Below are 23,395 nucleotides of genomic sequence, written 5' to 3'. Positions count from 1 at the left end.
TGGTTATGTGTCAATCCTCAGCTTTGCAGCCTAGTTTCGTTGCATAACTCTAGACGACCTGCTGTTACACCTATTGAAATGGTCTGATCTTGATCGCGACGAATCAATCCCCACTCGGGGTCGCCTTCGGCGGTCATAAACGAGACAAGGTGTATGCCGTTGCTCATTTCGACATCGATTTCAGGCAATCTTCCTACGAGCGATATAAAAGAGACGCGAGTGTCATGCAGACGGGTAAATACTCGCGCCCATCTTTCCTGCTCACTCCAGCTTCCGCACCATATTCGTCGCTTTCCCTCGATGCGCCAGCTCCATTCAATCATCAGCGTCCATGTCCCACGAGGATTGCCATCGGAGCCGTCCCTTCTGCGCCTTGGCTGAAGCGCACCAAACTCGAAGAAGATCGCTGAGCCACATCCAATCCAAATATGGCTTAACGGTAAGCCGATCAGCGTACGAGTGAATTCCTCAAACTCCAATCGAGTGATAATTTTGCGGTTCAAGGCATCACCGGCAATGCGAGTTGCGACGGGTGTTGGCTGTCGGTGACGATGGTGATGGTGGCTGGTTTGTAGTCGCTGGGTTTGGCGGTCATGATGTTGGGGACGTAGGTCTGGGGGTTGCGGTCGTAGAGGGGGAACCAGGTGCTCTGGATTTCTACGATGAGCGTGTGGCCCTTCTTGAAGACGTGGTCTACGTCGTGCAGGCTCCAGTGGTACTCGGTGACTTCGCCCGGCTTGATGGCTTCTGGTTTGTCGAAGCCGTTGCGGTAGCGGCTGCGGAAGATTTCCATGTTGGTCATGAGCTGGTAGCCGCGCATGGTAGGGTCGGCTTCGTCGGCGGGGTATTGGTCGATGAGCTTGGCTACGAAGTCGCCATCCGAACCAGTTGTCGTGGCGAAGATGTCGGCCAGAACTTCGCCGGTGACGGTGAGGTCGTGGTCGAGGACGGGGAGCTTGTAGACGGCGAGGTCTTTGCGCGACGAGAGGAAGCGCTGGTCGGCGAGCATCCATGTGTACCACTGGGAGCCTTCGCCGTAGGTGGGTTGGATGGGCCGGGGCCGAAACGGGATCGGGTTGGCGGGGTCGGAGACGTAGCTGAGTTTGCCAGGCTTGCACTCTTTGGCTGGCGAAACGGTCCCATCGCCGCAGAGCAGGAATGCTGTGGCCTTGGCTTCGGCGGGCGGGAAGTGTGCGTAGCGGTGCCAGGTGTTTGAGCCAGTCTGGAAGCTGGCGGTGTCTTCGAGGTCGAAACCGGGCTGATCTTTCAGGTACTTGGCGAAGAACTTGGATTCGATCTGGCTGCGGTATTCCTTGCCGATGGATTCGCCGTACTTGAGCGCGCCGAGGTGACGTGAAGACGACGCCCATGATCCATGACGCCAGGGGCCGAGGACGAGGAAGTTCTCTTTCTTCGAATCGTGTGGTTCGAGGGTCGAATACTCCTCCTGCGGGCCGAACATATCTTCCTGGTCGTAGTAGCCGCCAACGGTGAGCGTGGGAACGGCGACGGTGGTCAGGTTGCGGGCAACGCCGCGGGAGCGCCAGTAGCTGTCGTAAGCCGGGTGGTCGATGAAGGCTTTCCAGGTGGGCAGCTCTTTACTGACGCCGGATTGTTTGACGTCTTCGGCGAAGGAGCCACGCTTGAGGAAGTAGTCGTAGCCGTCGACGTTCTTGCCTGCGGCGTCCTTGTAGAAGACCTCGGTCATTTCGTTGCTGGATTCGAGGCCCATGGCGTAGTCATAACCGTAGGTCTGGCGGAAGGCTCCGTTGTGGAAGAAGTCGTCGCCGCGCCAGACGTCGATCATGGGGGCCTGCGGGCTGACGGCTTTGACTGCCGGGTGAGGGTCGATGCCGACCATCATGGTGAGGAAGCCGGGGTAGCTGGTGCCGATGGCTCCGACGCGGCCGTTGTTGTTGGGCACGTTTTTGAGCAGCCAGACGATGGTGTCGTAGCTGTCGGTGGATTCGTCAATGGCCTTCGGGTCGCTGTGGTCGGCGAAAGGGCGCATCATGACGAAGGTGCCTTCGGATTTGAAGCGGCCGCGGATGTCAGCGCCGACGTATATGTAGCCGTCGCGCGCGAGCTCGGGGCGTCCGCCAAAGAAGCTGGCTTCGCTGGTGCCGTCGACGCCGTAAGGAGTGCGCTGGATAAGGAAGGGCAGCGGCTCCTTGATGTCCGTTGGCGTGAGGATGACGACGTGAAGCTTGACGCCGTCGCGCATGGGGATCATCTCTTCGCGGCGCTCGTAATGGTGGAAGACGTGGTGGACGGGATCGCCGTTGCGGGCAAGCTCGATGGTCGGGTCGCCGTCTTCTGTGATGGTCAGGCTCTTCCCGGGGGTGAACCTGAAATGCTGACCGCCGTGGGGTGCGGTGAACTCCGTCGAGGAGACGGCGGTGAGTTCGGTGGGCACCATGCGCTCGGATTCGACGAAGAGATGGCTGTCTTTGGCGTAGAAGCTGAGCGGGGTGTCGGGCTCGGCGGCTTCCGTGTATTCGCCGGAGATGGCGGAAAGCTGGTCCGGAGTTGGCGCTTGGGTGTGGGCGGTGACGGATGCTGCGGCGAGGAGCGCGAGGCAGAGTGCTAATTTGCGGGACAAGTATGACCTCCGGATAGGAGGTCAGATTAGCATGGCGCGGCGAATCGGCTGGGATGAAATGGTGCGGAATAGAGCGGGCTTTCCGCCCTTTAGGAGGGTCTTTGTACGCTTACCTGGGGCGTTGCCCAGGCTGGTATCGTTCGGGCCTTTGGCCCTTTTCATTCCGCTCAGATCGATAAGATTTGCCTGGTACAGATCTGAAACAGAGGTGATGCAGGGCTAGTGAGAGTGTCCGGCGTGGCTGTGGCCTGCGTGGCTATGACCGTGGTGGTCGTGTCCAGTGTCGGCGGCCATTTCGCTGATGGGAACCACGCAGCCTTCGAGGTCTTCGCAGCAGTTGGCGTGCTCGAACTGGATGGTGGTGTGGTGGATGTGGAAGTTGTGTCTGGCCAGCGAATTGATCTTAAGCAGAATGCAGTTGCTCTCGCTGGGCGGGATGTCGTCGATGGTGACATGGCAGGCCAAGGCGTGGGAGTTTGAACCGAGGCTCCAGACGTGGAGGTCGTGTACGTTGAGGACGCCCTCGACCTGCTCCATGCCAGTGCGGATGGTGTCGAGGGAGAGACTGCGCGGCGTGCCTTCGAGGAGGATGTTGAGGGTTTCGCGGACAATGTCGATCGAGCTCCAGAGGATGAGCGCGGCGATGATGAGGGATAGGACGGGGTCGATCCAGTTCTGGCCGGTGAAGAGGATGCCAGCGCCGCCGGCGATGACGGCAGCGGTCGAGAGCGTGTCTCCGGCCATATGGATGAAGGCCGAGCGCATGTTGACGTCGCGAGCGACGCTCCAGAGCAGGGCAGCGATGACGCCGTTCATGATCACGCCGGCAGCGGCAACCCACATCATCAGGCGGGGTTGGACAACGACCGGCGCGGTAAGGCGATGGATGGCTTCGACGCCGATCCAGAGGGCAATGACGATCAGGGTCGCGGCGTTGAGAAAAGCGGCCAGGACGCCGGCGCGCTGGTAGCCGAAGGTTTTCTTGTCTGTGGGCGGACGGGTCTGGAAATAGACAGCGACGAACGAGAGCGCCAAGGCGAGGAAATCCGAGGCGTTGTGGCCGGCTTCCGAGATCAGCGCCAGCGAGTGGGCGCGCAGGCCGGCGATCAGGGTGACGGCGACGTAGATGAGTGTGGCCAGCATGGACAGCCACAGAATGCGGCTGGTCTTCCCAGAGCCTGCGGGGGTGGCATGCATGTGCATAAGCCAAGTCTATTCCTGCGGCGGACAGAGGGCAAAGAGAATGCTGATGCGGTCAAATTCGTCGGGCTATGAACCTAGACGTGAGGTATTCGGGGCGAGGCGTAGACCTCGCGGATGCCGCTCCAGCGTTCGGCGATGACGATACTGTTTTCCGGGCTGCCGGGCTGGTAGCGGATGGAGCAGGGAAAGCCGAGTTTGACGGTGGCGGGGTCGAGAATGCTGGCGAGGGCGGTGACGTCCTGGGAGCACTCGTAGACGACGCCGGAGATTTCATATTGGTAGAGGAGCATATCGCGAGATGTACCGTCCTCTGCGGTGATCTGGAAGCCGTCAAGCAGGGTGCCGTCGACGATCCGCCCATAGCTGAAGAGGATCTGGCGGCGTTCCCGCTCGATCTCGTCCGGGGTGGGACGGTGGCTGCGGAATAGCCACCAGGCTGCTCCCGCGGCGAGAACTACGCCGACTGCCGCAGCGGCAATTTGACCTTCACGAGGGGTGATCTGAACCATAGGGCGATGCGGCGGTGGAACGGATGCGAGTTGATTCGCAATCAGTTCCCTCCCAGAGCATATCGCAGCCGGGCCAGAGTCGCGATCTTTGCGGACGCAGGATCCATCAGGGCGCGCGTTCGAGTTCGATCTCCGGCAGGCGGAGCGATGCGGTAGCAACCTTGTGTTGCCGTTGAGGGAACTTTCGTAACCAGAATTCTTCGTCCCGGTGCTCGATGCAGCTGGGGAATGCTCGCCCGCGGAGTAGACTCGTTGCAAGCCGCAACATGCCTTATCTTCTGCAAGGGCGACTTCGCGGCATACAAGCCTTGCTCTCTTGACTTGTGGGCCGATGACGGAGTCGTGCGTTTGCGCACTTCGGAGCCACTTTGACAAGCCACCGCGCGCCATCCAACTTTCGTCGTGCCAGCAATACCTTGCGGAAGCAAGGGGGCAGCCGATGTCTGTCATGGATCGTGCAAGCTGCACTGCTCGGCGTCCTTCAGATATCTCCCCCTATCTTGCTTTCCGCCCAGCAATCGACGACTACGTCGTCTGCACCGATGCTGCTGACAAAGGTCCGTCAGGTGAGAGCGTTGCCGGCCGATGAGGCGCAGCGGCTCATACCGGTGCGCCTCAGGGGAGTGGTGACGGCATTGTCGGGCTGGAAGAATTCCTTTTTCTTTCAGGATGTTACGGCTGGTATCTCGGTGGACCGGACGGATTCGGCGGATGTGCACGCGGGCGACCTGGTGGAGATGGAAGGGACGAGTAGCCCTGGGTTGTTTGCGCCGATCATCCTCGCTTCACGAGTAGTTGTGCTCGGACGTGGGAGTTATCCTCAACCCCATCGAGTGGTGTACAGCGAGTTATTTGGCGGCGTACAGGATAGTCAATTCATTGAAATGGACGGCGTGATTCATTCGCAACGGATCACTCAAATTGATGGGCATACGTTGCTGCTGCTGAATTTGCAGTCGGGTGGCGGTGTCGTGTCTGTGAAAATGCACAATTTTCAAGGCATCGACGCCGAACGCCTGATTGGCGCGAAGGTTCGTGTGCGCGGCGTTTGCGCAACGGACTTTAATCAGAAGCGGCAATTCGTGGGCTCGGAAATGTATGTTCCTATGCAAGGATTTCTTGAGGTCCTGGAAGGGGCCGGAGACGATCCATTTTCAGATCCTGTCACGCCGGTGCGAAATGCCTTGCAGTTTGGCCAGGAAGAGCGCCGGATCAAGGTTTCCGGTATCTCCACCTATCAAGTGCCGGGACATGCGCTTTACATCCAGGACGGAGAAGACGGGATTCGCATCCAGAGCCTGTCGACGCAGTTTGTGGGACCGGGCAGGCGGGTTGAGGCGGTGGGTTTCCCGGCGATGGGAGAATACGCGCCGATCCTGGAGGACGGGTTCTTTCGCGACCTGGGACCGGCTGCGGCGATCGTACCGCTGAGTATTCGCGCGCGGGATGTGGTGGCGCTACGGGAGGGATTTGACCATGTGCCGTACGACCAGGAGCTGGTTCAGTTGCAGGGCCGGGTTACGGAGACTCACATCCAGGGTGGAGAACTGGTCTGGATCTTGCAGGACGGGGATGAAACCTTCGAGGCAACTCTACCCTTGCCCGAGATGGCCAATGAATTGAAGTCGATCGGCATCGGCAGTGTTCTGAAGCTGGTGGGAATTTGCACTGTTCATGCCGATTCGGATCACGTTCCGATTTCGTTTGGAATCCTGTTGCGGTCTGCGAACGATGTGGAAGTGTTGAAGCGCGCCTCCTGGTGGACACCCAAGCATGCGCTGCTTGTGCTGGCCGGGCTGGCCGCTCTTATGAGCGCGGTGATCCTTTGGGTGGTTGTGCTGCGTAAACGGGTAGAGCAGCAGACGAGGATCATTCGCGCCAGTGAAGAACGTTTTCGCGATCTCGCGGAGCATGATGTGCTGACCGGCTTGCCCAACCGGTTGATGCTGGATGGGCGAATGTCGCACATGTTGGAACAATGCGCGGCAAAGCATCAAATGGCAGTGGTGCTGACGATCGACATCGATCGCTTCAAACATATCAATGACACGTTTGGGCATCCGGTGGGCGACGAGTGCCTCAAGGTTGTCGCCAAACGGCTGCAAAGTTTAGTGCGGCGGGAGGATACGATCGCGCGCACTGGGGGTGAGGAGTTCACGATCCTCGTCGGCGGTTTGAACCGCCGGGAGAGTGCGAGCCGCATCTCGAGCACGATTCTTGATCTGTTCAAAGAACCGATGATGCTGTCAGGGAATGAAATTAATATCTCGGTCAGCATTGGAGGCGCGCTGTATCCCGCGGATGGTGTCGACAGCGAAACGTTGCGAAGGCGATCGGATCAGGCGCTGTATGAGGCGAAGCGCGAGGGCCGGAATCGCGCTGTCTTTGCCAGTGACGAACTGATGGGGAGCGTCGCACAGGCAACGATGATTGAGATTGCGCTGCGGGAAGGTTTGGCAGCGAATCGGTTCCGGCTCTACTATCAGCCGATTTATGACTCGACTCGGACGATTCGGCGATTTGAAGCATTGTTGCGGACGACCGATCCTCGCCTGATGGAACTGGGGCCTGCCGTGTTTATTCCGGTTGCAGAAGCGACGGGGCTGATCGTTCCGCTGGGGCGATGGGTGTTGGAGGAAGCATGCCGCCAGATGGCTGCATGGCGATCCGAGGGGAAATTCAATTGTCCGGTGGCGGTGAATGTCTCCGCGCGCCAACTCTCCAATCAGGGGTTTGCCGGAGAGATTCTGGGTACACTACAGCGGCATTGTCTGCTGCCAGGAATGTTGGAACTTGAGTTGACGGAAACAACGGCGATGACTGAGCTAACTGCGATTGCGGAAACGGTGACGCATCTGGCGAGGGCTGGGATTGCAATCGCGATTGACGACTTTGGCACCGGATACTCTTCCTTGTCGCGCCTGAACGAACTGCCTCTCCGGACACTGAAGATTGACCGCTCGTTTGTGAAGGATCTGGAGAGGGACGGCAGCCATTACACGATCATTCTGGCGGTGATTCAAATGGCAAGCGGATTGAATCTTAGCGTGGTGGCTGAGGGTGTCGAGACCGAGCTCCAGTACAAGCTGTTGTGCGAATTGGGATGCGACTTCTTCCAAGGGTTCCTGTTTCATCGTCCAATGTCCGCCGAGCAGGTGCTCGCGGTGCTTGAGGCAAATGGGGCCGAAAAAGGACCAGAGAACGGACCGGGGAACGAGCCGGGGAACGAGCCGGGAAATGGCTCGGAATTAAGTGCCGAACCCTCGCTGTGCTGATCGGTGATCCCTGATCCGCCCTGCGCTATACTAAAGGTTGCGCGTCTTTTGCAGCGGCTTCTGCTGGGCAGTGGTCAGCAGGCGAAGACAGGCGCAAGAAGGATCGATTCTTGGCTGCAAACAACACACCCTCCGAGTTCTCTCCGGCTATAGAGCCGGTTTCCACTTCCCAAATACTGAGCGTGCAGGCTGAGGAAGCAACTGCCGAACCGCGTCGCGGGCGCATTCGCTCAACGACCGTCATCTGCGTGCGTCGCGAGGGTCATGTCGTGATGGCGGCCGACGGGCAGGTGACGCTGGGCGATCATGTTCTGAAGCATTCTGCGAAGAAGATCCGGCGCCTCTACCAGGACAAGATTCTGGCGGGCTTTGCCGGTTCAACGGCAGATGCGTTTTCGCTCTTCAAGCGGTTTGAGACCAAGCTGGAACAGTTCGGCGGTAACCTGCGCCGTGCTGCTGTGGAACTGGCCAGCGACTGGCGTACCGACAAGATGCTGCGCAATCTGGAAGCTCTGCTGATCGTAGCTGACGTGAACGAGACGTTCTTGATTTCAGGGTCGGGGGACGTCATCGATCCTGATGAGGCAATTGCGTCGATCGGGTCGGGCGGAAGCTATGCGACGGCAGCGGCGCGGGCTCTCCTTGAGAACACCACGCTGAGTGCGCGCGAGGTGGCCGTGAAATCGATGAAGATTGCCGGCGAAATCTGCATCTATACCAATGATCGCATCATGATTGAAGAGTTATATGCCGAGCCCAAGGGCGAGTTAGCGAAGGAGTTAGAGGCTTAGGCGTTTTGAGCTGAACTTTCTTATGGCCATTTATCTGCCAGGTACTGCCGAAGATCAGGATGTCTCTCTGGAGGAGTTGACTCCGCGAGAGATCGTTGCCGAGTTGGACAAGCATGTGGTCGGCCAGAAGGCCGCCAAGCGTGCCGTGGCCATTGCGCTGCGTAACCGCACACGCCGCCAGAAGTTGCCGCCTGACCTTGCCGACGACATCATGCCAAAGAACATCATCATGATTGGGCCAACGGGCGTGGGCAAGACCGAAATTGCGCGGCGGCTGGCCAAGCTGACCGATTCGCCGTTCCTGAAGGTGGAAGCTTCGAAGTTTACGGAGGTCGGCTATGTCGGGCGTGATGTGGAGTCGATGATTCGCGATCTGGTGGAGATTGCCATCGACATGATCCGCGAAGAGCGACTCGAAGAGGTCGAAGACAAGGCGGAGATGAATGCCGAAGAGCGCCTGCTTGACCTGCTGTTGCCTCCGCCGCCTGAGGTGAACCAACCTGCGGAAGAGGGGCAACTCACCTTGCCGGGTACGGACAGCTATCAGCGGTCGCGTGAGAAGCTGCGACAGCAGTTCCGCGAAGGCAAGCTGGACGACCGGACGGTTGAGATCGACACGCGCGAGCGCAACTCGCCGCAGTTGGGCATCATCTCCAGCCAGAACATTGAAGACATGGACATGAGCCTCAAGGACCTGTTGCCGAACATCTTCGGCGGCGCGAGCAAGAAGCGCAAGATGAAGGTGACTGAGGCTTTCGAGTACCTGGTGTCCGAAGAAGAAAGCCGCCTGATCGACATGGACCAGGTGACGAAGGCTGCGGTCGATCGCGTGGAGACCAGCGGCATTGTCTTCCTCGACGAGATCGACAAGATTGCCGGACGCGAGGGCGGGCATGGGCCGGACGTTTCGCGCGAAGGCGTCCAGCGCGACATACTGCCGATCGTTGAAGGCACCACGGTGAACACACGCTACGGCATGGTGCGGACGGACTTCATCCTGTTCATTGCTGCTGGCGCGTTCCATGTTTCGAAGCCGTCGGATCTGATTCCGGAGTTGCAGGGGCGCTTCCCGATTCGCGTGGAACTGCAGTCGCTTACGGTTGAGGATTTTCTGCGCATTCTCACCGAGCCCAAGGCTTCGCTGACCAAGCAGTGTATTGCTCTGCTTGAGACAGAAGGCGTGCGGCTCGAGTTTGCGCCGGAAGCCTTGCGCGAGATGGCTGCGTTTGCTTTCCGCGTGAATGAGACGACCGAGAATATCGGCGCTCGCCGGCTGCACACGATCATGGAGCGGGTGCTCGAAGAGATCAGCTTCCTGGCTCCCGACCTGGCGAAGGTGGCCAAGGACACCGAGCAGGCGGACGCGATTGCGAAGATGATCAAGGAAGAGTCCACTTCGCCGTTGCCGTATCTCGAACGCGAGACGCAGATTGGTACAGAGAAGGTCTTTCTGATCACTGCCGACTATGTGCGTCACATGGTAGCGAGCATCGTGAAAGATCAGGATCTGAGCCGGTACATCCTTTAGCTTTTTGTTGTTGCGAAGGTGAGCGCATGAAGACGCTTTGGTGTTGGCGTTGCCGGACGCAAATGCCAATGTTGGAAGAGGAAGAGTTCGCACAGGTGATGGCAACGCGAAAGTCCCTCTCAGAGGACTATCGCGATCAGTTCTCCGTGCCGCTGGCGGAGTATCGCCGCATCACTGGGTACGAGGAAACGAACTTCAACGCAGTCATGCATCATCGCCTGTCGATGTGCGGGCCTCCTTGCAAGAACTGCGGAAAGCCACTCCGCACCCCACAGGCGAAAATATGTGGAAGTTGTATGGCGACTGTGCGCTAATGGGCTGATTGCAATGCACGGAGGGTCGTCAACATGCGGTCGAGTGATGGCTTGCCGACGGCCTCCTCGAACTGCCTCTGCAACTTGTCAAACGCGGCAATGACGCGTATGGCGGTGCGCTTGCCCTGCGGCTTCAGACTTAGCAGATAGGCGCGAGCGTCCGCGGGGTCGATACGGCGCTGTACCAAGCCTTTTGCTTCCAGCGAAGACAGGCAGTGACTGATGTTGCCACGAGTGGTGCCAAAGGCTTCCGCAAGATGTGAGGGCTTGACGGCTTGCGGAGCTTCGAAGAAAAGTGCTGCGAGCAGTAGCCCTTCTAGAAAGCTGAGCTTGTCCGCTGCGAGAGCCTTGGCTGCAAGCGAGTCAAAGTGCCGGCTGGCAAGATGCACTGCGAACATGGGACTTTGTTCTAGAAAACCGTGGATGCGCATAGAAATAGTTTATCCATTCAACTATTCAAGATCGTGCTAAATCGTCGTTGCACGGATAAAAATATTCGTCGAGGATGATGAGGTGAATATCTACCGCTTTAATCTGGCTTTATTGTTTTTCATCGCGGTCCAGTCCGCCGTAGCACAAAATGCGCAAGACAAATCTCAGGCGATTCAGCATGCGGACGAAACGATGATAGTTCTTGGCTCTGCGGAGCCGGTGCCGCTGGCGGAGTCACCACGCTCGGTGCTGGTGCTTCCGTTCGTTGAGAACGGTCTCGCGCCCGCGACTCCGCTTGACCCGCTGCGAGACGACGCTTCGATCTTTCTCGAGCAGCGTGGCGCAGGTGGGGCACAGACGGATATTTCGCTACGCGGCGGAAGCTACACGCAGACGCTGGTGTTGCTGAACGGCTTCCGCATCAACGATGCTCAGGCGGCGCACCACAATCTCGATCTGCCGGTGCCACTGGAAGCGATGGATTCGATCCAGGTGCTGCACGGTGCGGGTTCGACGCTGCACGGGACAGACGCGTTGAGCGGCGTGGTGGACTTTCTCACCGTGGCACCTCGGCATGCGTTGCTGCAGGTGAATGCCGGCGCGGGGAGCTTTGGTGCGAACGAGCAATCGTTGCTGGGAGACTGGGTGCGTTCGCGATGGAGCGGGCGTGTGACGGGAAGCCATAATCTTTCGAATGGATTTGTTGCCGATCGCGATTATCGCAACCAGACCGCTTCGCAGGAGGATTGGGTGAGTTCGCGGCTGGGACTTACCGACCTGTTGTTTGCCGGAAGCGACCGGGCCTTTGGGGCAGATCAGTTCTACGGGCCTTACCCATCCTGGGAGCGGACCAAGGGGTGGTTTGCTGGAGCGAGGCAGGAGATTGGGAGGAGGACGCAGGCGGCTTTCGCCTATCGCCGGCACACGGATGAGTATGTGTTGATCCGGGATCATCCTTCGATTTATGAGAACAACCACATCGATACTTCGTGGCAGAGCACGCTGCGGCGGACGGTACCGATTGCTTCGTCCTCTGTGGTACTCGTCGGGGTCGAAGCAGATGGAGATGCGATCCATAGCAACAACCTTGGCGACCATGCGCGGAACCGGGCGGCCGGGTACGTGGACCTGGATCTCAGACCGAGCAAGAGCCGATGGGGCTTGTCGGCTGGCATGCGCGAAGAGGGGTTTTCGGGCGGGCGAATGGTGTTTGCGCCGCATCTTGCCGGGCTGCTTCGGCTGACCGACGGCTTGAAGTTGCGGGCCAGCGGTGGATACGGGTTTCGGATCCCTACCTTTACTGATCTCTACTACTCGGATCCGACGACTATCGGCAACGCGGCGCTGAAGCCTGAGTCAGCATGGAGCGGCGATCTCGGGGCGGACTGGGCTGTTTCAAAGAAGCTGGAAGTTTCCGCGACAGGCTTCTATACACGGCAGCATGACGCCATCGATTATGTTCGCGCCAATGCAGCCGACAAATGGCAGACGGTCAATCTCAGTGGGTTGCGTTTCGGCGGCATTGAGTCTGCTCTGACGTGGATCCCGGCGCGGTCACAGAAGGTTCGCGTGACGTGGACCGCGCTTTCGGGGGCTCAGTCTGCGCTGCATGGGCTGCAGTCGGAGTATGTCTTCAACTATCCCGTCGAGAACGTCCATGCCGAGTGGACTTCTGAGCTCGGACGGCATCTTGTCGTGCGCAACCAGGTCCAGATCGCGCAGAGATATCAGCAGACGGCATACCCGGTGTGGGATGCGGCGCTGACAGATCAGGCTGGGTGGGGCGGCCGGATTCGGGTACGGCCCTATCTGCGACTGGCGAATCTGGCAAACACCGGCTACCAGGAGATTCAGGGCGTGGCTATGCCGGGTCGATCGATCACTGGCGGAGTTTCGATCCGGATTGGCGAATAGAAAGCTTGTGGTCCAAGCATTCTTGTTCTAAGTTGAAAGAGTACCTCGCGAGCCTGCGCTCTGGATGGAATCAGCAGGCTATACCTGCACTCTCCCGCTCTTGAGAGGGTGTGGATGGAGGCGCTTCGAGAGCACACCGGGGAAGGTGTGTTTGCGGCGTCTCATATCGCAGGTCCGCCGCACACCCCTCCTTTGTCCTCAGCGCTGTTGACCAGACCTCGCGTTGGATCGAACGCATCCAACCTTTTGCGGGTCAAGGAGAGAGTATGAGCACCTCTGCCAATCATCACAAGATCAACTACATCGAGTTCACCGCTTCAGACATTCCGACGACGAAGGAGTTCTATTCAAAGGTCTTTGGATGGAGCTTCGAGGACTGGGGTCCGGAGTACATCAGCTTTACCGGGCTGGGCATTGACGGCGGCTTCGTGAAAGGCGAGCCCAAGACGGGCGGACCGCTTGTCGTGTTGTATTCGACCGATCTGGCGGCTACCGAAAGGGCTGTTACCGATGCTGGCGGGACGATTGTTGCCCCGATCTTTGAGTTTCCCGGCGGGCGGCGCTTTCACTTTGCCGACGGCACCGGGAATGTACTCGGAGTTTGGTCTCTCTGATCCGCTTCAGTTCACGCGAGCGGGCAGGAAACCTGGTTTGCCGTGGGTCAGCTCGTCGCGAACCAGACGCAGGCCATAGATGCACCGGTCGAACCAGCCGGAGAGGCGCCGGAACATCGGCGCTTCGTCGGCGTATTCCTCCACGTCGAACTGGCTGACGATGTAGTAGCTCTCTTTGCCGGCCGAAACGAGCTGATCGAAGCTCTGCTGGCCGTGTCGTCGCCGGAACGGCGCGGAGACTTCGAGCGACTCCGGGTACATTCCTGAGACGAAAAGAGCGTAGTCGCCGATGTGCTTACGGACGGCTCGCTCGGCGTCAAACGAGGTTGCGGTACCGTGGACGGGGTCGGCGGCGCGCACCATCTCTTCGAGGGTCAGTAGAGGCTTGCCATTCTCGTCGCGCACCTTGTAGAGCTTGTCGGATTCCGAGAATTCGCAGAGCAGCTTAGCAACGTAATTGGTGATAACCGAGTCGTTAATGCCGAGTTTCCCGGCATAGCTGTTGCGGACGACTTGCTGGAAGAAGGGTTCGAGTGGATGAGCTTCCGTTTGCATACACGCCTCCTGAAAATCGAGCAGAGTGGGGACCCTGTTGAACGTTCGGAACGGTATTACGGAGGATGTCGAATGCACATCTTCCGCCACATGTTTACATTCTGTTGACACAGAGATTATCGGAAAATCTCGCGAGCGCAATAGCACGGAGGGAATTTGTTAGCAGATGACAGGACGGAGTGCCATCAGAGTCAACTCGGATGGCCAGCAAAGAAAAGAGAGGTAGCCGCTGGTCCGGCCACCTCTCTTGTTCGTACTTGGACTAAAGAAAGCTCTTACGCGGTAACGGTCTGGATTTCGGTGAGGCGCTTGGCGAGCAGGTTTTCCAGCTTTTCCAACGCTTCGCTGAAGCCCTTGATGCCTTCGGCGAGCTTGTCGGTGGCCATGCGATCGGCTGCGTGCATCTTGACGAAAGTGTCGTGGTCGACTTCGATCTTCTGGATGTCGAGCTTCCTGGCAACTTCTGGATCGAGCTTGCGCGGCAGATCGGCTTCCGTGGAGTCCAGCTCTGCGAGCAGGTTCGGCGAAATGGTCAGCAGGTCAGAGCCAGCCAGTTCCTTGATTTCTCCGATGTTGCGGAAGCTGGCTCCCATCACGACCGTCTTGTATCCAAACTTCTTGTAGTAGTTGTAAACGGCGGTGACGGATTTGACGCCAGGATCATCCGCGCCCTGGTAGTCCTTGCCGGTGTCCTTCTTGTACCAGTCGAGAATGCGACCGACGAAGGGCGAGATCAGCGTGACGCCGGCTTCCGCGCAGGCGATGGCCTGGTGCAGACCGAAGAGCAGGGTCAGGTTGCAATGAATGCCTTCCTTCTCGAGAATCTCAGCAGCCTTGATGCCTTCCCATGTGGAAGCGATCTTGATCAGAACGCGATCGCGGCCAATACCCGCCTTGTCGTACTGGTCGATGATTTCGCGGGCCTGGTCAATGGTGGCCTGGGTGTCATAGCTCAGGCGGGCATCGACTTCGGTCGAGACGCGGCCTGGAACGATGGCCAGAATCTTCTTGCCGAAGGCCACAGCGAGCCGCTTGAAGGCGAGATTGGCGACGGCCTTCTCATCGGCGCTGTCGCCGAGTTCCTTGAGAGCTTCCTGCAACACGCCGTCCACGATGGGCTGGTATTGCGGCATCTGCGAAGCGGCGGTGATCAGCGAGGGGTTGGTGGTGGCATCCTGGGGGCGAAACTTCTCCATCGCCTCCATGTCGCCAGTGTCGGCTACGACGATCGTCATTTCGCGTAATTGTTCAAGTAAAGTCTTCGACATGTAATCCTCCAGGGGATGGGAATCGGTTGCGGCGGCAAAACTTTCGGGCAGAATGCCCCGGAAATCCTAGTCTACGCCTCAAAGTCTACCCCTGTTTCGATGCGTGGGAAGAGGTTTAGGGGGCGGTACTTTGCCTCGCAGCCCAAAATTTATCTGGAAATCACCCTTCTTCGGACAAAACGGAATTGCTGAGCCGTCCGAAGCTGGGGATGCTGACTTCAACCATGTCGCCCGATAGGAGCGGACCCACACCCGCAGGCGTGCCGGTGAGCAGCAGGTCGCCAGGTTCGAGGGTGATGGCGGCGGTGATGTATTCGAGCAGAACAGGCAGCGTGAAAATGAAGTCTGCGGTTGAGCCGTGCTGGCGGAGCTCGCCGTTCACGTGGGTTTCAAGTACGAGGCCCGCGCTCACATCCTCGAGGGTGATTGAGGTGTCCACGATGGGGCCAACGGGGCAGAACGTATCGAAGCCTTTGGCCCGCGTCCACTGGCCGTCTTTCTTCTGGAGGTCGCGGGCGGTGACGTCATTGGCGAGCGTGAAACCGTGGATATACGGAGCGAGATCATCGTCGCGGTGGAGCTTGCGGGCCTGACGGCCAATGATGACTGCGAGTTCCCCCTCAAAGTCGACGCGCTCCGAAACTTTGGGGGCACGAATGACTCCTCCCTGAGAAAGCATAGAGGACAGCGGCTTGAAAAAGAGCAGAGGTTCAGCGGGAACTTCGTTGCCGAGCTCTTTGGCATGATCGCGGTAGTTGCGGCCTACGCAGATGATTTTGGTTGGCTCGACGGGTACCAGTAATTCGCATTCGCTCAGCTTTCTTGGCTCAAATTGAGGGATGGATCCAGTCGCACTTTCAGCCTTCGGCGACAGCAGGCGGACGACCCACAGTTCGCCGTCGCGTTCCTGTACCTCACCGAATTGCGGGCCACTCTCAGTCTGGAGACGGCAATATTTCATGTTCTTGATCCTCTATTTGTTCGGAATGGATTCCTGCGCCTCGGCGGAACGCTTGCTCTCGTGGCCGGTCTGATCGATCGCGCTGACGGCATAGCGGTAAGACCGGCCGGGCTGCACAGAGGGGTCACGGTAGTCAGGGCTGGGGACGGGCTGTGCGCCGGAGATACGAATCCAGTCGGCTTGGCCGTTTCCATTTTCAGGTTCACCTACCTGGATGCGATAGACGACGTATCCGGCCAGGTCAGCCTCGGTGTCCGGCTGCCACGAAAGATCGATGCTTTTCTCGTCTGGAACGGCAACGGCGGCGAGTCCGCTGGGAACCGCCGGCGGGAAGGTGTCTTCCACGAAAATCTTTACCGGCAGCGAAGGTTCTCCTGCGAGTTCGAGGGACTGGCCGGATATGGTCAATGTCCGAACGCGCTGCGCGGTGTATTCGTAGGTCATGCCGAACTGGGCGCTGGCGTCGAGAGTCCGCAGAGGCTGGCCGGCCGGGATATCCACCAGCAGGTCCCGGACCGCTGGCTCTGTTGGCGTACTCATGAGGGCGTTTCCGGATTTCTCGGCTTTCGCCTGCGGGGTGAGCAGGCGCCGGTGCAGACGGATCGTGGTCGCTCCTTCTGCTGTTTCGCCGGTTCCGGAGAGGCTGATAACGACGCCGTCCGTCCGAGCTTGTGCGGCAAGCTTCACGATGGTTGCCGGGGCAGATCCTGCGGGGACAGTCGCCGGATTCGACAATCCTGCGGAGCGGCCTGTTGGACCCGACTTGTTGCGAAGTTCCACATAGTAAAGGAGCGGCCGAATCGCACCCGAGCCCAGCGGCGCCGGCAAAGTGTCCTGAAATTCGGCTTTCGCGCTGGGGTCAAAGGCTGTATCGCCAACCGGCTGGCAGGGGTCAGAGGCGGCTTCGCGGCGGCAGATGCGCGTGGGAATCTTGCCCTTGATGGCGGAGGTAAGCAGGAGGCGGTCGGTGGTCCGTTTGGGCATGGTCCAATGCAAAGTCACCGTGTTGCCTGTGCGAGTTGCAACGAGATCGGCTACTGGCTCGGGCAGGTGGAGCGAAGGCGGCTGCGGAGCGCCGGGAGTTCCGCAGCCGGTGATCGATACGATCGCAGCAAGGGCCAGGCCGGCTGCGCAGAGTTTGGGGGTGAAGCTCATTCGTCCCAGTCTACCGAATCCAAGCAGGTATGAGAGACAGGCATGAACACGACGATGCCGGTCAATTTCTCTTCGCGAGTGCCGCCGCAAGTGCGGAACGTAAGTCGGGATGACGGAAGCGGAATCCGGCGGCGGGGAGGCGTACAGGAATAGCGCGGGTACTGGAGAGCAGAGCTTCGTCCGCCATCTCGCCGAAGGCCAAACGCAATGCGAAGGCCGGAGCTGTCATGATCGTTGGCCGATGCAGAGCGTGACCGAGCTGGCGGGTGAATTCGGCATTGGTCACCGGTTCGGGAGCGACGGCGTTGAAGGCTCCAGTGATTGCCGAATTCTCGATGGCGAAGAGCACAGAAGCGACAGCGTCGGCTTCACTTATCCAACTCATCCATTGGCGTCCGTTGCCGAGCTTGCCGCCTGCACCCATCTTGAACATCGGCACCAGACGAGCGAGAGCGCCGCCATCCGGCCCCAGGACCACGCCGAAGCGCGCATGCACAACCCGGATTCCGGCATCCGCTGCGGGCTGCGCCGCAGCTTCCCATTCCTGGCAAAGGTGGGGAAAGTATCCGCTACCCGGGGCAGAGTCCTCGTCTAGGATTTCGTCGCCGCGATTCCCGTAGAAGCCGACAGCGGAGGCGCTTGCCAGTACTGAGGGTGGCGTTTTGAGTCGGGCGAGCGCCTCCGATAGGGTGCGTGTGGTCGTCACACGGCTTTCCTGCATCTCTTTCTTATAGCTGGCAGTCCAGCGCCGGGTGGAGACGTTGGCTCCAGAGAGATGAATGGCAGCGGAGAGGCCTTCGAGCTCTTTCAGGCGCACAGCGTCCAGGTCGCCACCCGGAGCAGCTGGGTTCCAGCGAAGTTCATTGGGAGCTTTGGGTTCACCACGCACCAGGCGAAGCGTTTCGAGTCCCTGCTCCCAGAGTGCTTTGTCGATTGCAGAGCCCAGCATCCCGGAGGCGCCGCTAAGAAGAATCCGCTTTGGAGCTGAAAATCGCAAATCCATATTGAAATTCCTCACGTTCCTCTTGTAGATGCAAAACAGGTGTAGGATGATTTTGGTGAGACAGGAAATACTTTTGATTTAAGCAACAAAACCGGGCCAGTCTGCATCTATGAATTGGAGACGAAGAGAAAACCCATGACCGAAGCCGCCACGATCCCGACCGACGCCTTAATGACCCCACAGATTGATTCTGAAACTGCTGAGCAGTTTATTGCCGAAAAGCATATTGGCGAACGCATCAAACGCTTGCGATTGAAAAAATCCATGGGATTGGTCGAGTTAGGCCGGCATACGGGCCTTTCCGCCAGCTTTCTCTCGCAACTGGAGACCGGACGTGTGGTGCCGACTCTGCGCAACCTTGCACGCATCGCCATGGTCTTCTCGAAGGATTTGACCTATTTCTTCGAAGCTGAACCACAGGCTCTATTCCGTGTGCATCGTCGCAAGGAACGTGTGCGCCTGCCCCAAACCGGTGTCGATGATCCGACGTATTTCTTCGAAAGTCTCGGATACCAAGTGCCGGATCGGCTGATGGACCCATATTTCGCCGAATTCGTGCCGCTCAAAAAGAGCCAGGATATTCGTCCGCATGTACACGCCGGTTACGAATTTTTGTATGTGCTTCAGGGTGAGCTCGAAATTCGTCATGGCGATCTGGTTTCGCAGATGGAGTGTGGCGACGCAGTCTACTTTGATGCCAGCACGCCGCATGCCTATCTTTGCGCTGGGAAGACTCCTGCGGTAGCGCTCATCGTGACGATGCATCAGGCGCCACCTGCGCAGCCGACGATGCAGTTGCGCCCGCTGGGCACGACGATGGCAAATCGCGGTATCCCGGGTGCGCCGGTGCGGCCTGGAATTCCTGCGGTTTCGACAAACGGAGCCGGTGCAGCGCGCGGCAGTTCCTACTAAACGATCTGCAGAGCAAATTTTTGCGAGCCGGACTCAATTCGCTCAACCCCACCAATTCCATTCTGGAGTTGGTGGGGTTGTTCTTTCTACAGCTGAGTGGTGGACCCGGCAGCTAGAGACGGATACCCTGCAGCGGCTTCTGATGGTCGGCGAAATAAGTGGCGATTTCCTCCCAATTGGCGACACGTATATAGCCCTCGGCAGCCAGATTGTGAGGCGCCGAATAGAGGATTCCGGTGCCGGTGAATCGATCGAGATTGCGCGGCATGTCGTCAATCAGGTAGTCAGCGCGCAGGATGCTCTTGTGGCCGCAGAAGACATAATGTGTCGGCGGCAGGAACGGGAAATGCCGCTGAAGCCAGCGGTACTTCGGGCCGAATGAGTTGGGCACCGTCATCGCTGCGGTAGCGATGAAGATTTCGTACCGCTCAGAGAGTTCGCGCAGAACCTGTTGAGAATCCGGCATCACCGGCAGGTCTTCGAAAAAGTCCTCGGCATCGAGCAGGGCGCGCAGGTCTGCCTGGCGGTCATGAGCGACTACGTCCCAGAGGCCTTTGCCCCATAGATCGTCGGTGATGATCTGTTCGTCAAATTTTTCGTTATAACGGCGGAGGTGTTCGGCCAGCGTGTCGGCCATCACCTCATCCATATCTACACAAATTCGCAGCAATTGATTTTGTCCTGTGGGTTGCGGGAATTCAGGTGCCTGACTGCTTGCGTTGAATGCTGACTCCGCTTACATCCGTAGCCGGTTGTGCGGATTTCGGCCGTGCTGGTTCCGGTTCCATCGCGGGGTCAAAGTAGAGAATGCGGCTGCAGGATTCGCAGGGGAGAACCAGGCCGTCGCGAAGCTGATTCCACACCTGCGGGCGAATCCCCATGCGGCATCCGGAGCACTGCTGCCCGACGGCGCGGGCAAGGCCGGTGCCTTTGGCCAGGGCGATTCGTTCGAAGTGGGCCAGGCGGGCGCCGTCTTCGAAGTTCATCAACTCCTTGCGCAGTGCTTCGCGCTCGGTCTTGAGAAAAGCCAGCTGCTCCCGGAATTCGAGATCCTGCTCACCGACGCGGGCACGGATCAGACCGACTGTCTCGGTCAGCTTCGCGGCTAGCTCAATGGCCTTGGAGCGTTCCGCTTCTAGATGTTCCGTGTGCTCCATGCTGGCGAGCTCGTTGTCTTCAAGGCGGCTGATTTCCGTCTCCGCGAAGGCGATCTGATGCTCGAAGGCCTGTGCCTGGGAGGCGTTTGCCGCGTCGTCGAGCTGCTTGCGGAAGCGGGCTGCCTTGGTGCGCAGGCTGGCGACTTCGAGTTCCAGGCTGGCGCGGGAGAGCTCTTCGCGCTTCAGCCCGGCTTCGGCGTCGCTGACGCGCTTTTGCGCGGCTTGCAGCTGCTTTTCAGCGACGGCTACCTCGCCGGGCAGGGCCTTGAGAGCACCGGTGAGGCGTGTGCGTTCCAGCTCCACTGCCTGCAACCGGACCAGCCGTTTTGTCTCGTCCGCTAATTGATTCATGCGTGAACCAAAGTGTAGCAAAGTCGCGGGACCAGGGTCGGGCGTACGGGTGGTCGTACATGGACGACGGCGGCTCCTTGGCAACATCGGTAGAAAAAATCGTGTCGCCTTGCATCCGGATTGAGGAATTTCTGCGGATCAAAGAGTAGAGGCGCGTGGGAGAGACGTCGACCCGGCATCCGGCACTTTCCGGCTGGACCTGGCCATAACGCGCTACAAGTTGCGGCAAGCATCGTCTCGCTTCCGAAGATTCTTGGGAACTTTTCCATTTTTGATTCCGTACCAGCGCGAGGGTGAGGTAGTGTCATGTCCATTTCTAACTCTGTCTTTCTAGACCGGCTGAAGCACACCGTGCGCAAGTTGGGACGCACGCCGATGTTCACTATCGTCACGCTGGTAACTCTCGCGGTTGGCGTGGGCGCGAACACGATCATCTTCAGCGTGCTCGAGGGCGTGCTGCTCAAGCCACTGGCCTATCCGCATCCGGAACAGCTGATCGCCGTGTGGCACACTGCGCCCGGGATCGGAATCAAAGATCTGAACATGGCGCCCTTTGTCTACTTCATTGATCGCGAGCAAAGCACAACGCTTGAGGATATCGGCGCTTACACGGGCGATTCCGTGACGATTACAGGTGCTGGAGAGCCAGAGCACGTGCAGGGCATGGATGTGACCAGCGGCACGCTACCGATTCTTGGCGCACAGCCGGTGCTGGGGAGACTCTTTACGCCAAGGGATGATTCTCCCGCTGGAGCCGCGACGGTGCTGATTTCGCACGCCTATTGGCAGAAAAAGTTTGGTGGCGACCGATCTGTAATCGGCCGCTCGATCACCGTGGACGGCACTCCGCGCGAGATCATCGGCGTTTTGCCCGAAAACTTTCAGTTTCTGGACGCCGAAGATCGCGCAATTTACATGCCCATGCAGTGGGATCGCAACAAGACCAAGCTGGGTAACTTCAGCTTCGAGGCACTGGCACGGATGAAGCCCGGTGTGACGATGGAGCAGGCAAGCGCTGATATGCGCCGGCTGCTGCCGATTGCGATTCGCAGCTTTCCCGCGCCGGATGGCTTCTCGGCCAAGATATTCGAGAGTGCAGGTATTGCACCCAGTCTGCGTCCTCTCAAGCAGCAGGTTGTCGGTGACGTGGGCAAGGTGCTGTGGGTGCTGATGGGCTCAATCGGTGCGGTGCTCCTGATTGCGTGCGCCAATGTGGCGAATCTTCTGCTGGTTCGCGTGGAAGGCCGACGGCAGGAGTTGGCGATCTGTTCAGCATTGGGCGCTGGCTGGAAGCGGATCGCAGGCGATCTGCTGATGGAGAGCGTAGTCCTAGGCTTGACCGGGAGTGCACTTGGACTCGCGATTGCCTTTGGCGCGCTGCGCGTTCTCGTAGCGGTGGCGCCGACCGGGTTGCCGCGCCTCCATGAGATTGGCATCGATCCTGCGGTTCTGTTGTTCACGCTGGCACTGGCGTTATTTACCAGCCTGCTGATCGGGTCGATCCCGGTACTGAAGTTCGCCGGGGCGCAACTGAATGCCAGCCTTCGTGAAGGCGGTCGCGGGCAGAGCCAGAGCCGCGAACAGCACCGCGCGCGGAGCGTGCTGGTCGTGCTGCAGGTCGCGCTGGCTCTGGTCCTGCTGATCTTCTCGGGACTGATGATTCGGACCTTCATCGCCCTTTCCCATGTCGATCCGGGCTTCGCGTCTCCGGATCAGCTGCAAAGTTTCCGGCTCTATATTCCAGACTCCGAGGTGAAGGACCCGGTGCAGGTTACCCGCCGAGAGCAGGAGATCCTCAATCGGCTCGCAGCGATTCCCGGCGTGACCTCGGTTGCGTTCAACACCGCGCTTCCCATGAGCGGCAGCAGTTCCAATGATCTCGTCTATGCCCAGGATCGCGCCTACGCCGACAATGAGGTGCCTCCGATTCGCCGCTTCAAATTCATCTCGCCGGGCTACTTCAAGACGGCTGGAACGGCGCTGGTTACCGGTCGTGACATCACCTGGGACGAGATATACAACAAAGTGCCGGTCGCCATCGTTTCAGAAAATCTGGCTCGGGAGTACTGGCACGATCCGAGGAACGCGATTGGTAAGCGAATTCGCGTGGCCGCCATGGACGATTGGCGCGAGGTGATCGGCGTAGCGCGCGATGTGTACGACGATGGCGTCGATAAGCCTGCTCCCTCGGCGGTGTACTGGCCTGTTTATACGGCACATTTTGAGGGCCAGCCAGAGCAGGAGCGGCGCGGCATTTCCTACATCCTGCGCACAGAGCGGGCTGGCTCGGAAAGCCTAGTGCAAGAGGTGCAGCGGACCGTCTGGTCGCTCAATAGCAACGTTCCGCTGTACGACATACACACGCTTGCCTACTACTACACGCGTTCGATGGCCCGCACTTCGTTCACCCTGGTGATGCTGTGCGTTGCGGCGGGGATGGCGTTATTGCTGGGCTTCATTGGCATCTACGGAGTGATTGCGTATTCTGTCTCGCAGCGGACGCGCGAGATTGGCATCCGGATGGCTCTCGGCGCCCAGCGCCAGTCGATCACAGCCATGTTTGTCCGTCATGGTCTGTTGCTGACCGGCATCGGAGTCGCGTTCGGATTGGGTACTTCTGCGGCTGTCATGCAGTTGATGTCATCGCTGCTGTTTCACGTCAATCCGATCGACCCGCTGACCTACGGCGCCATCACGGCCGCGATTGTCGGGATAGCCTGGGTAGCGTGCTACCTGCCATCGCGACGGGCGGCAACGGTTGAGCCAGTGAATGCCTTGCGCGGTGATTGATCTCCGTGATCGACCATGGTGATTGACCAGGCCGTTTCCTGAAGGACCGGATTGGGAAACG

At 59.0% G+C, this 23,395-nt stretch carries 19 protein-coding genes; 7 read left to right on the top strand and 12 right to left on the bottom strand.

The features are described 5' to 3' along the window. Window positions 1-17 precede the first annotated feature (17 nt). From AC5S27_RS21385 to AC5S27_RS21370, 4 genes are all read right to left on the bottom strand, one after another. Window positions 18-503, bottom strand: a complete 486-nt coding sequence (locus tag AC5S27_RS21385; RefSeq protein WP_493936587.1) for a hypothetical protein — start codon at window positions 501-503, stop codon at window positions 18-20. Then, the gene (locus AC5S27_RS21380; protein ID WP_493936586.1) at window positions 500-2,602 is read right to left on the bottom strand and encodes a CocE/NonD family hydrolase; all 2,103 of its coding nucleotides are present in this window, start codon (window positions 2,600-2,602) and stop codon (window positions 500-502) included. The genes AC5S27_RS21385 and AC5S27_RS21380 overlap by 4 nt, the downstream gene beginning before the upstream one ends. 219 nt (window positions 2,603-2,821) lie before the next feature. Further along, the gene (locus AC5S27_RS21375) at window positions 2,822-3,805 is read right to left on the bottom strand and encodes a cation diffusion facilitator family transporter (protein ID WP_493936585.1); all 984 of its coding nucleotides are present in this window, start codon (window positions 3,803-3,805) and stop codon (window positions 2,822-2,824) included. 74 nt (window positions 3,806-3,879) lie between these two features. After that, window positions 3,880-4,314 (bottom strand): hypothetical protein, encoded by a 435-nt coding sequence (locus AC5S27_RS21370; RefSeq protein ID WP_493936584.1) that lies wholly within the window; start codon window positions 4,312-4,314, stop codon window positions 3,880-3,882. 455 nt (window positions 4,315-4,769) lie between these two features. Here AC5S27_RS21370 and AC5S27_RS21365 point away from each other — a divergent pair, with 455 nt between their 5' ends. The 3 genes from AC5S27_RS21365 to hslU all read left to right on the top strand — a co-directional run bounded on the left by AC5S27_RS21365 (window position 4,770) and on the right by hslU (window position 9,908). Then, on the top strand, window positions 4,770-7,589 hold the full coding sequence (locus tag AC5S27_RS21365) for a putative bifunctional diguanylate cyclase/phosphodiesterase (RefSeq protein ID WP_493936583.1): 2,820 nt from the start codon (window positions 4,770-4,772) through the stop codon (window positions 7,587-7,589). Between the two features lie 110 nt (window positions 7,590-7,699). Next, window positions 7,700-8,380, top strand: a complete 681-nt coding sequence (gene hslV, locus AC5S27_RS21360) for an ATP-dependent protease subunit HslV (protein ID WP_493936582.1) — start codon at window positions 7,700-7,702, stop codon at window positions 8,378-8,380. Window positions 8,381-8,402: 22 nt separating this feature from the next. Beyond that, window positions 8,403-9,908, top strand: a complete 1,506-nt coding sequence (gene hslU, locus AC5S27_RS21355; protein WP_493936581.1) for an ATP-dependent protease ATPase subunit HslU — start codon at window positions 8,403-8,405, stop codon at window positions 9,906-9,908. Window positions 9,909-10,218: 310 nt separating this feature from the next. Here the strand turns inward: hslU and AC5S27_RS21350 are convergent, their stop codons facing one another. Further along, complete coding sequence (locus AC5S27_RS21350; RefSeq protein ID WP_493936580.1) at window positions 10,219-10,620, bottom strand: MarR family winged helix-turn-helix transcriptional regulator; 402 nt, start codon at window positions 10,618-10,620, stop codon at window positions 10,219-10,221. Between the two features lie 115 nt (window positions 10,621-10,735). On the opposite strand from AC5S27_RS21350, the gene AC5S27_RS21345 reads away from it, so the two are divergent. Both AC5S27_RS21345 and AC5S27_RS21340 read left to right on the top strand, forming a co-directional pair. Further along, complete coding sequence (locus AC5S27_RS21345) at window positions 10,736-12,568, top strand: TonB-dependent receptor plug domain-containing protein (RefSeq protein ID WP_493936579.1); 1,833 nt, start codon at window positions 10,736-10,738, stop codon at window positions 12,566-12,568. 266 nt (window positions 12,569-12,834) lie between these two features. Continuing rightward, window positions 12,835-13,182 (top strand): VOC family protein, encoded by a 348-nt coding sequence (locus AC5S27_RS21340; protein ID WP_493936578.1) that lies wholly within the window; start codon window positions 12,835-12,837, stop codon window positions 13,180-13,182. A 6-nt stretch (window positions 13,183-13,188) separates the two neighbouring features. On the opposite strand, the gene AC5S27_RS21335 is transcribed toward AC5S27_RS21340, so the two are convergent. The 5 genes from AC5S27_RS21335 to AC5S27_RS21315 all read right to left on the bottom strand — a co-directional run bounded on the left by AC5S27_RS21335 (window position 13,189) and on the right by AC5S27_RS21315 (window position 18,124). Next, entirely contained in the window at window positions 13,189-13,737 is a 549-nt protein-coding gene (locus AC5S27_RS21335; RefSeq protein ID WP_493936577.1) for a hypothetical protein, read from the bottom strand. Between the two features lie 275 nt (window positions 13,738-14,012). Continuing rightward, a complete protein-coding gene (locus tag AC5S27_RS21330; protein ID WP_493936576.1) occupies window positions 14,013-15,005 on the bottom strand; it encodes a transaldolase in 993 nt (330 codons plus the stop codon). Window positions 15,006-15,165: 160 nt separating this feature from the next. Then, entirely contained in the window at window positions 15,166-15,966 is an 801-nt protein-coding gene (locus AC5S27_RS21325; protein WP_493936575.1) for a fumarylacetoacetate hydrolase family protein, read from the bottom strand. A 12-nt stretch (window positions 15,967-15,978) separates the two neighbouring features. Next, entirely contained in the window at window positions 15,979-17,121 is a 1,143-nt protein-coding gene (locus AC5S27_RS21320) for a fibronectin type III domain-containing protein (RefSeq protein WP_493936574.1), read from the bottom strand. 61 nt (window positions 17,122-17,182) lie between these two features. Next, window positions 17,183-18,124 (bottom strand): TIGR01777 family oxidoreductase, encoded by a 942-nt coding sequence (locus AC5S27_RS21315; RefSeq protein WP_493936573.1) that lies wholly within the window; start codon window positions 18,122-18,124, stop codon window positions 17,183-17,185. Window positions 18,125-18,259: 135 nt separating this feature from the next. Between AC5S27_RS21315 and AC5S27_RS21310 the strand changes: the two genes are divergently transcribed. Next, window positions 18,260-19,036: a helix-turn-helix domain-containing protein gene (locus tag AC5S27_RS21310; protein ID WP_493936572.1), complete on the top strand. Its 777-nt coding sequence runs from the start codon at window positions 18,260-18,262 to the stop codon at window positions 19,034-19,036. A 112-nt stretch (window positions 19,037-19,148) separates the two neighbouring features. Here AC5S27_RS21310 and AC5S27_RS21305 read toward each other — a convergent pair whose 3' ends face one another. Further along, a complete protein-coding gene (locus tag AC5S27_RS21305) occupies window positions 19,149-19,706 on the bottom strand; it encodes a 5' nucleotidase, NT5C type (protein WP_493936571.1) in 558 nt (185 codons plus the stop codon). 28 nt (window positions 19,707-19,734) lie between these two features. Next, window positions 19,735-20,544: a zinc ribbon domain-containing protein gene (locus tag AC5S27_RS21300; protein WP_493936570.1), complete on the bottom strand. Its 810-nt coding sequence runs from the start codon at window positions 20,542-20,544 to the stop codon at window positions 19,735-19,737. A gap of 306 nt (window positions 20,545-20,850) precedes the next feature. On the opposite strand from AC5S27_RS21300, the gene AC5S27_RS21295 reads away from it, so the two are divergent. Beyond that, the gene (locus tag AC5S27_RS21295) at window positions 20,851-23,334 is read left to right on the top strand and encodes an ABC transporter permease (RefSeq protein ID WP_493936569.1); all 2,484 of its coding nucleotides are present in this window, start codon (window positions 20,851-20,853) and stop codon (window positions 23,332-23,334) included. Window positions 23,335-23,395 lie beyond the last annotated feature (61 nt).

Source organism: Acidicapsa borealis (assembly GCF_059115245.1).
This window is presented reverse-complemented; position numbering and strand designations above follow the sequence as displayed.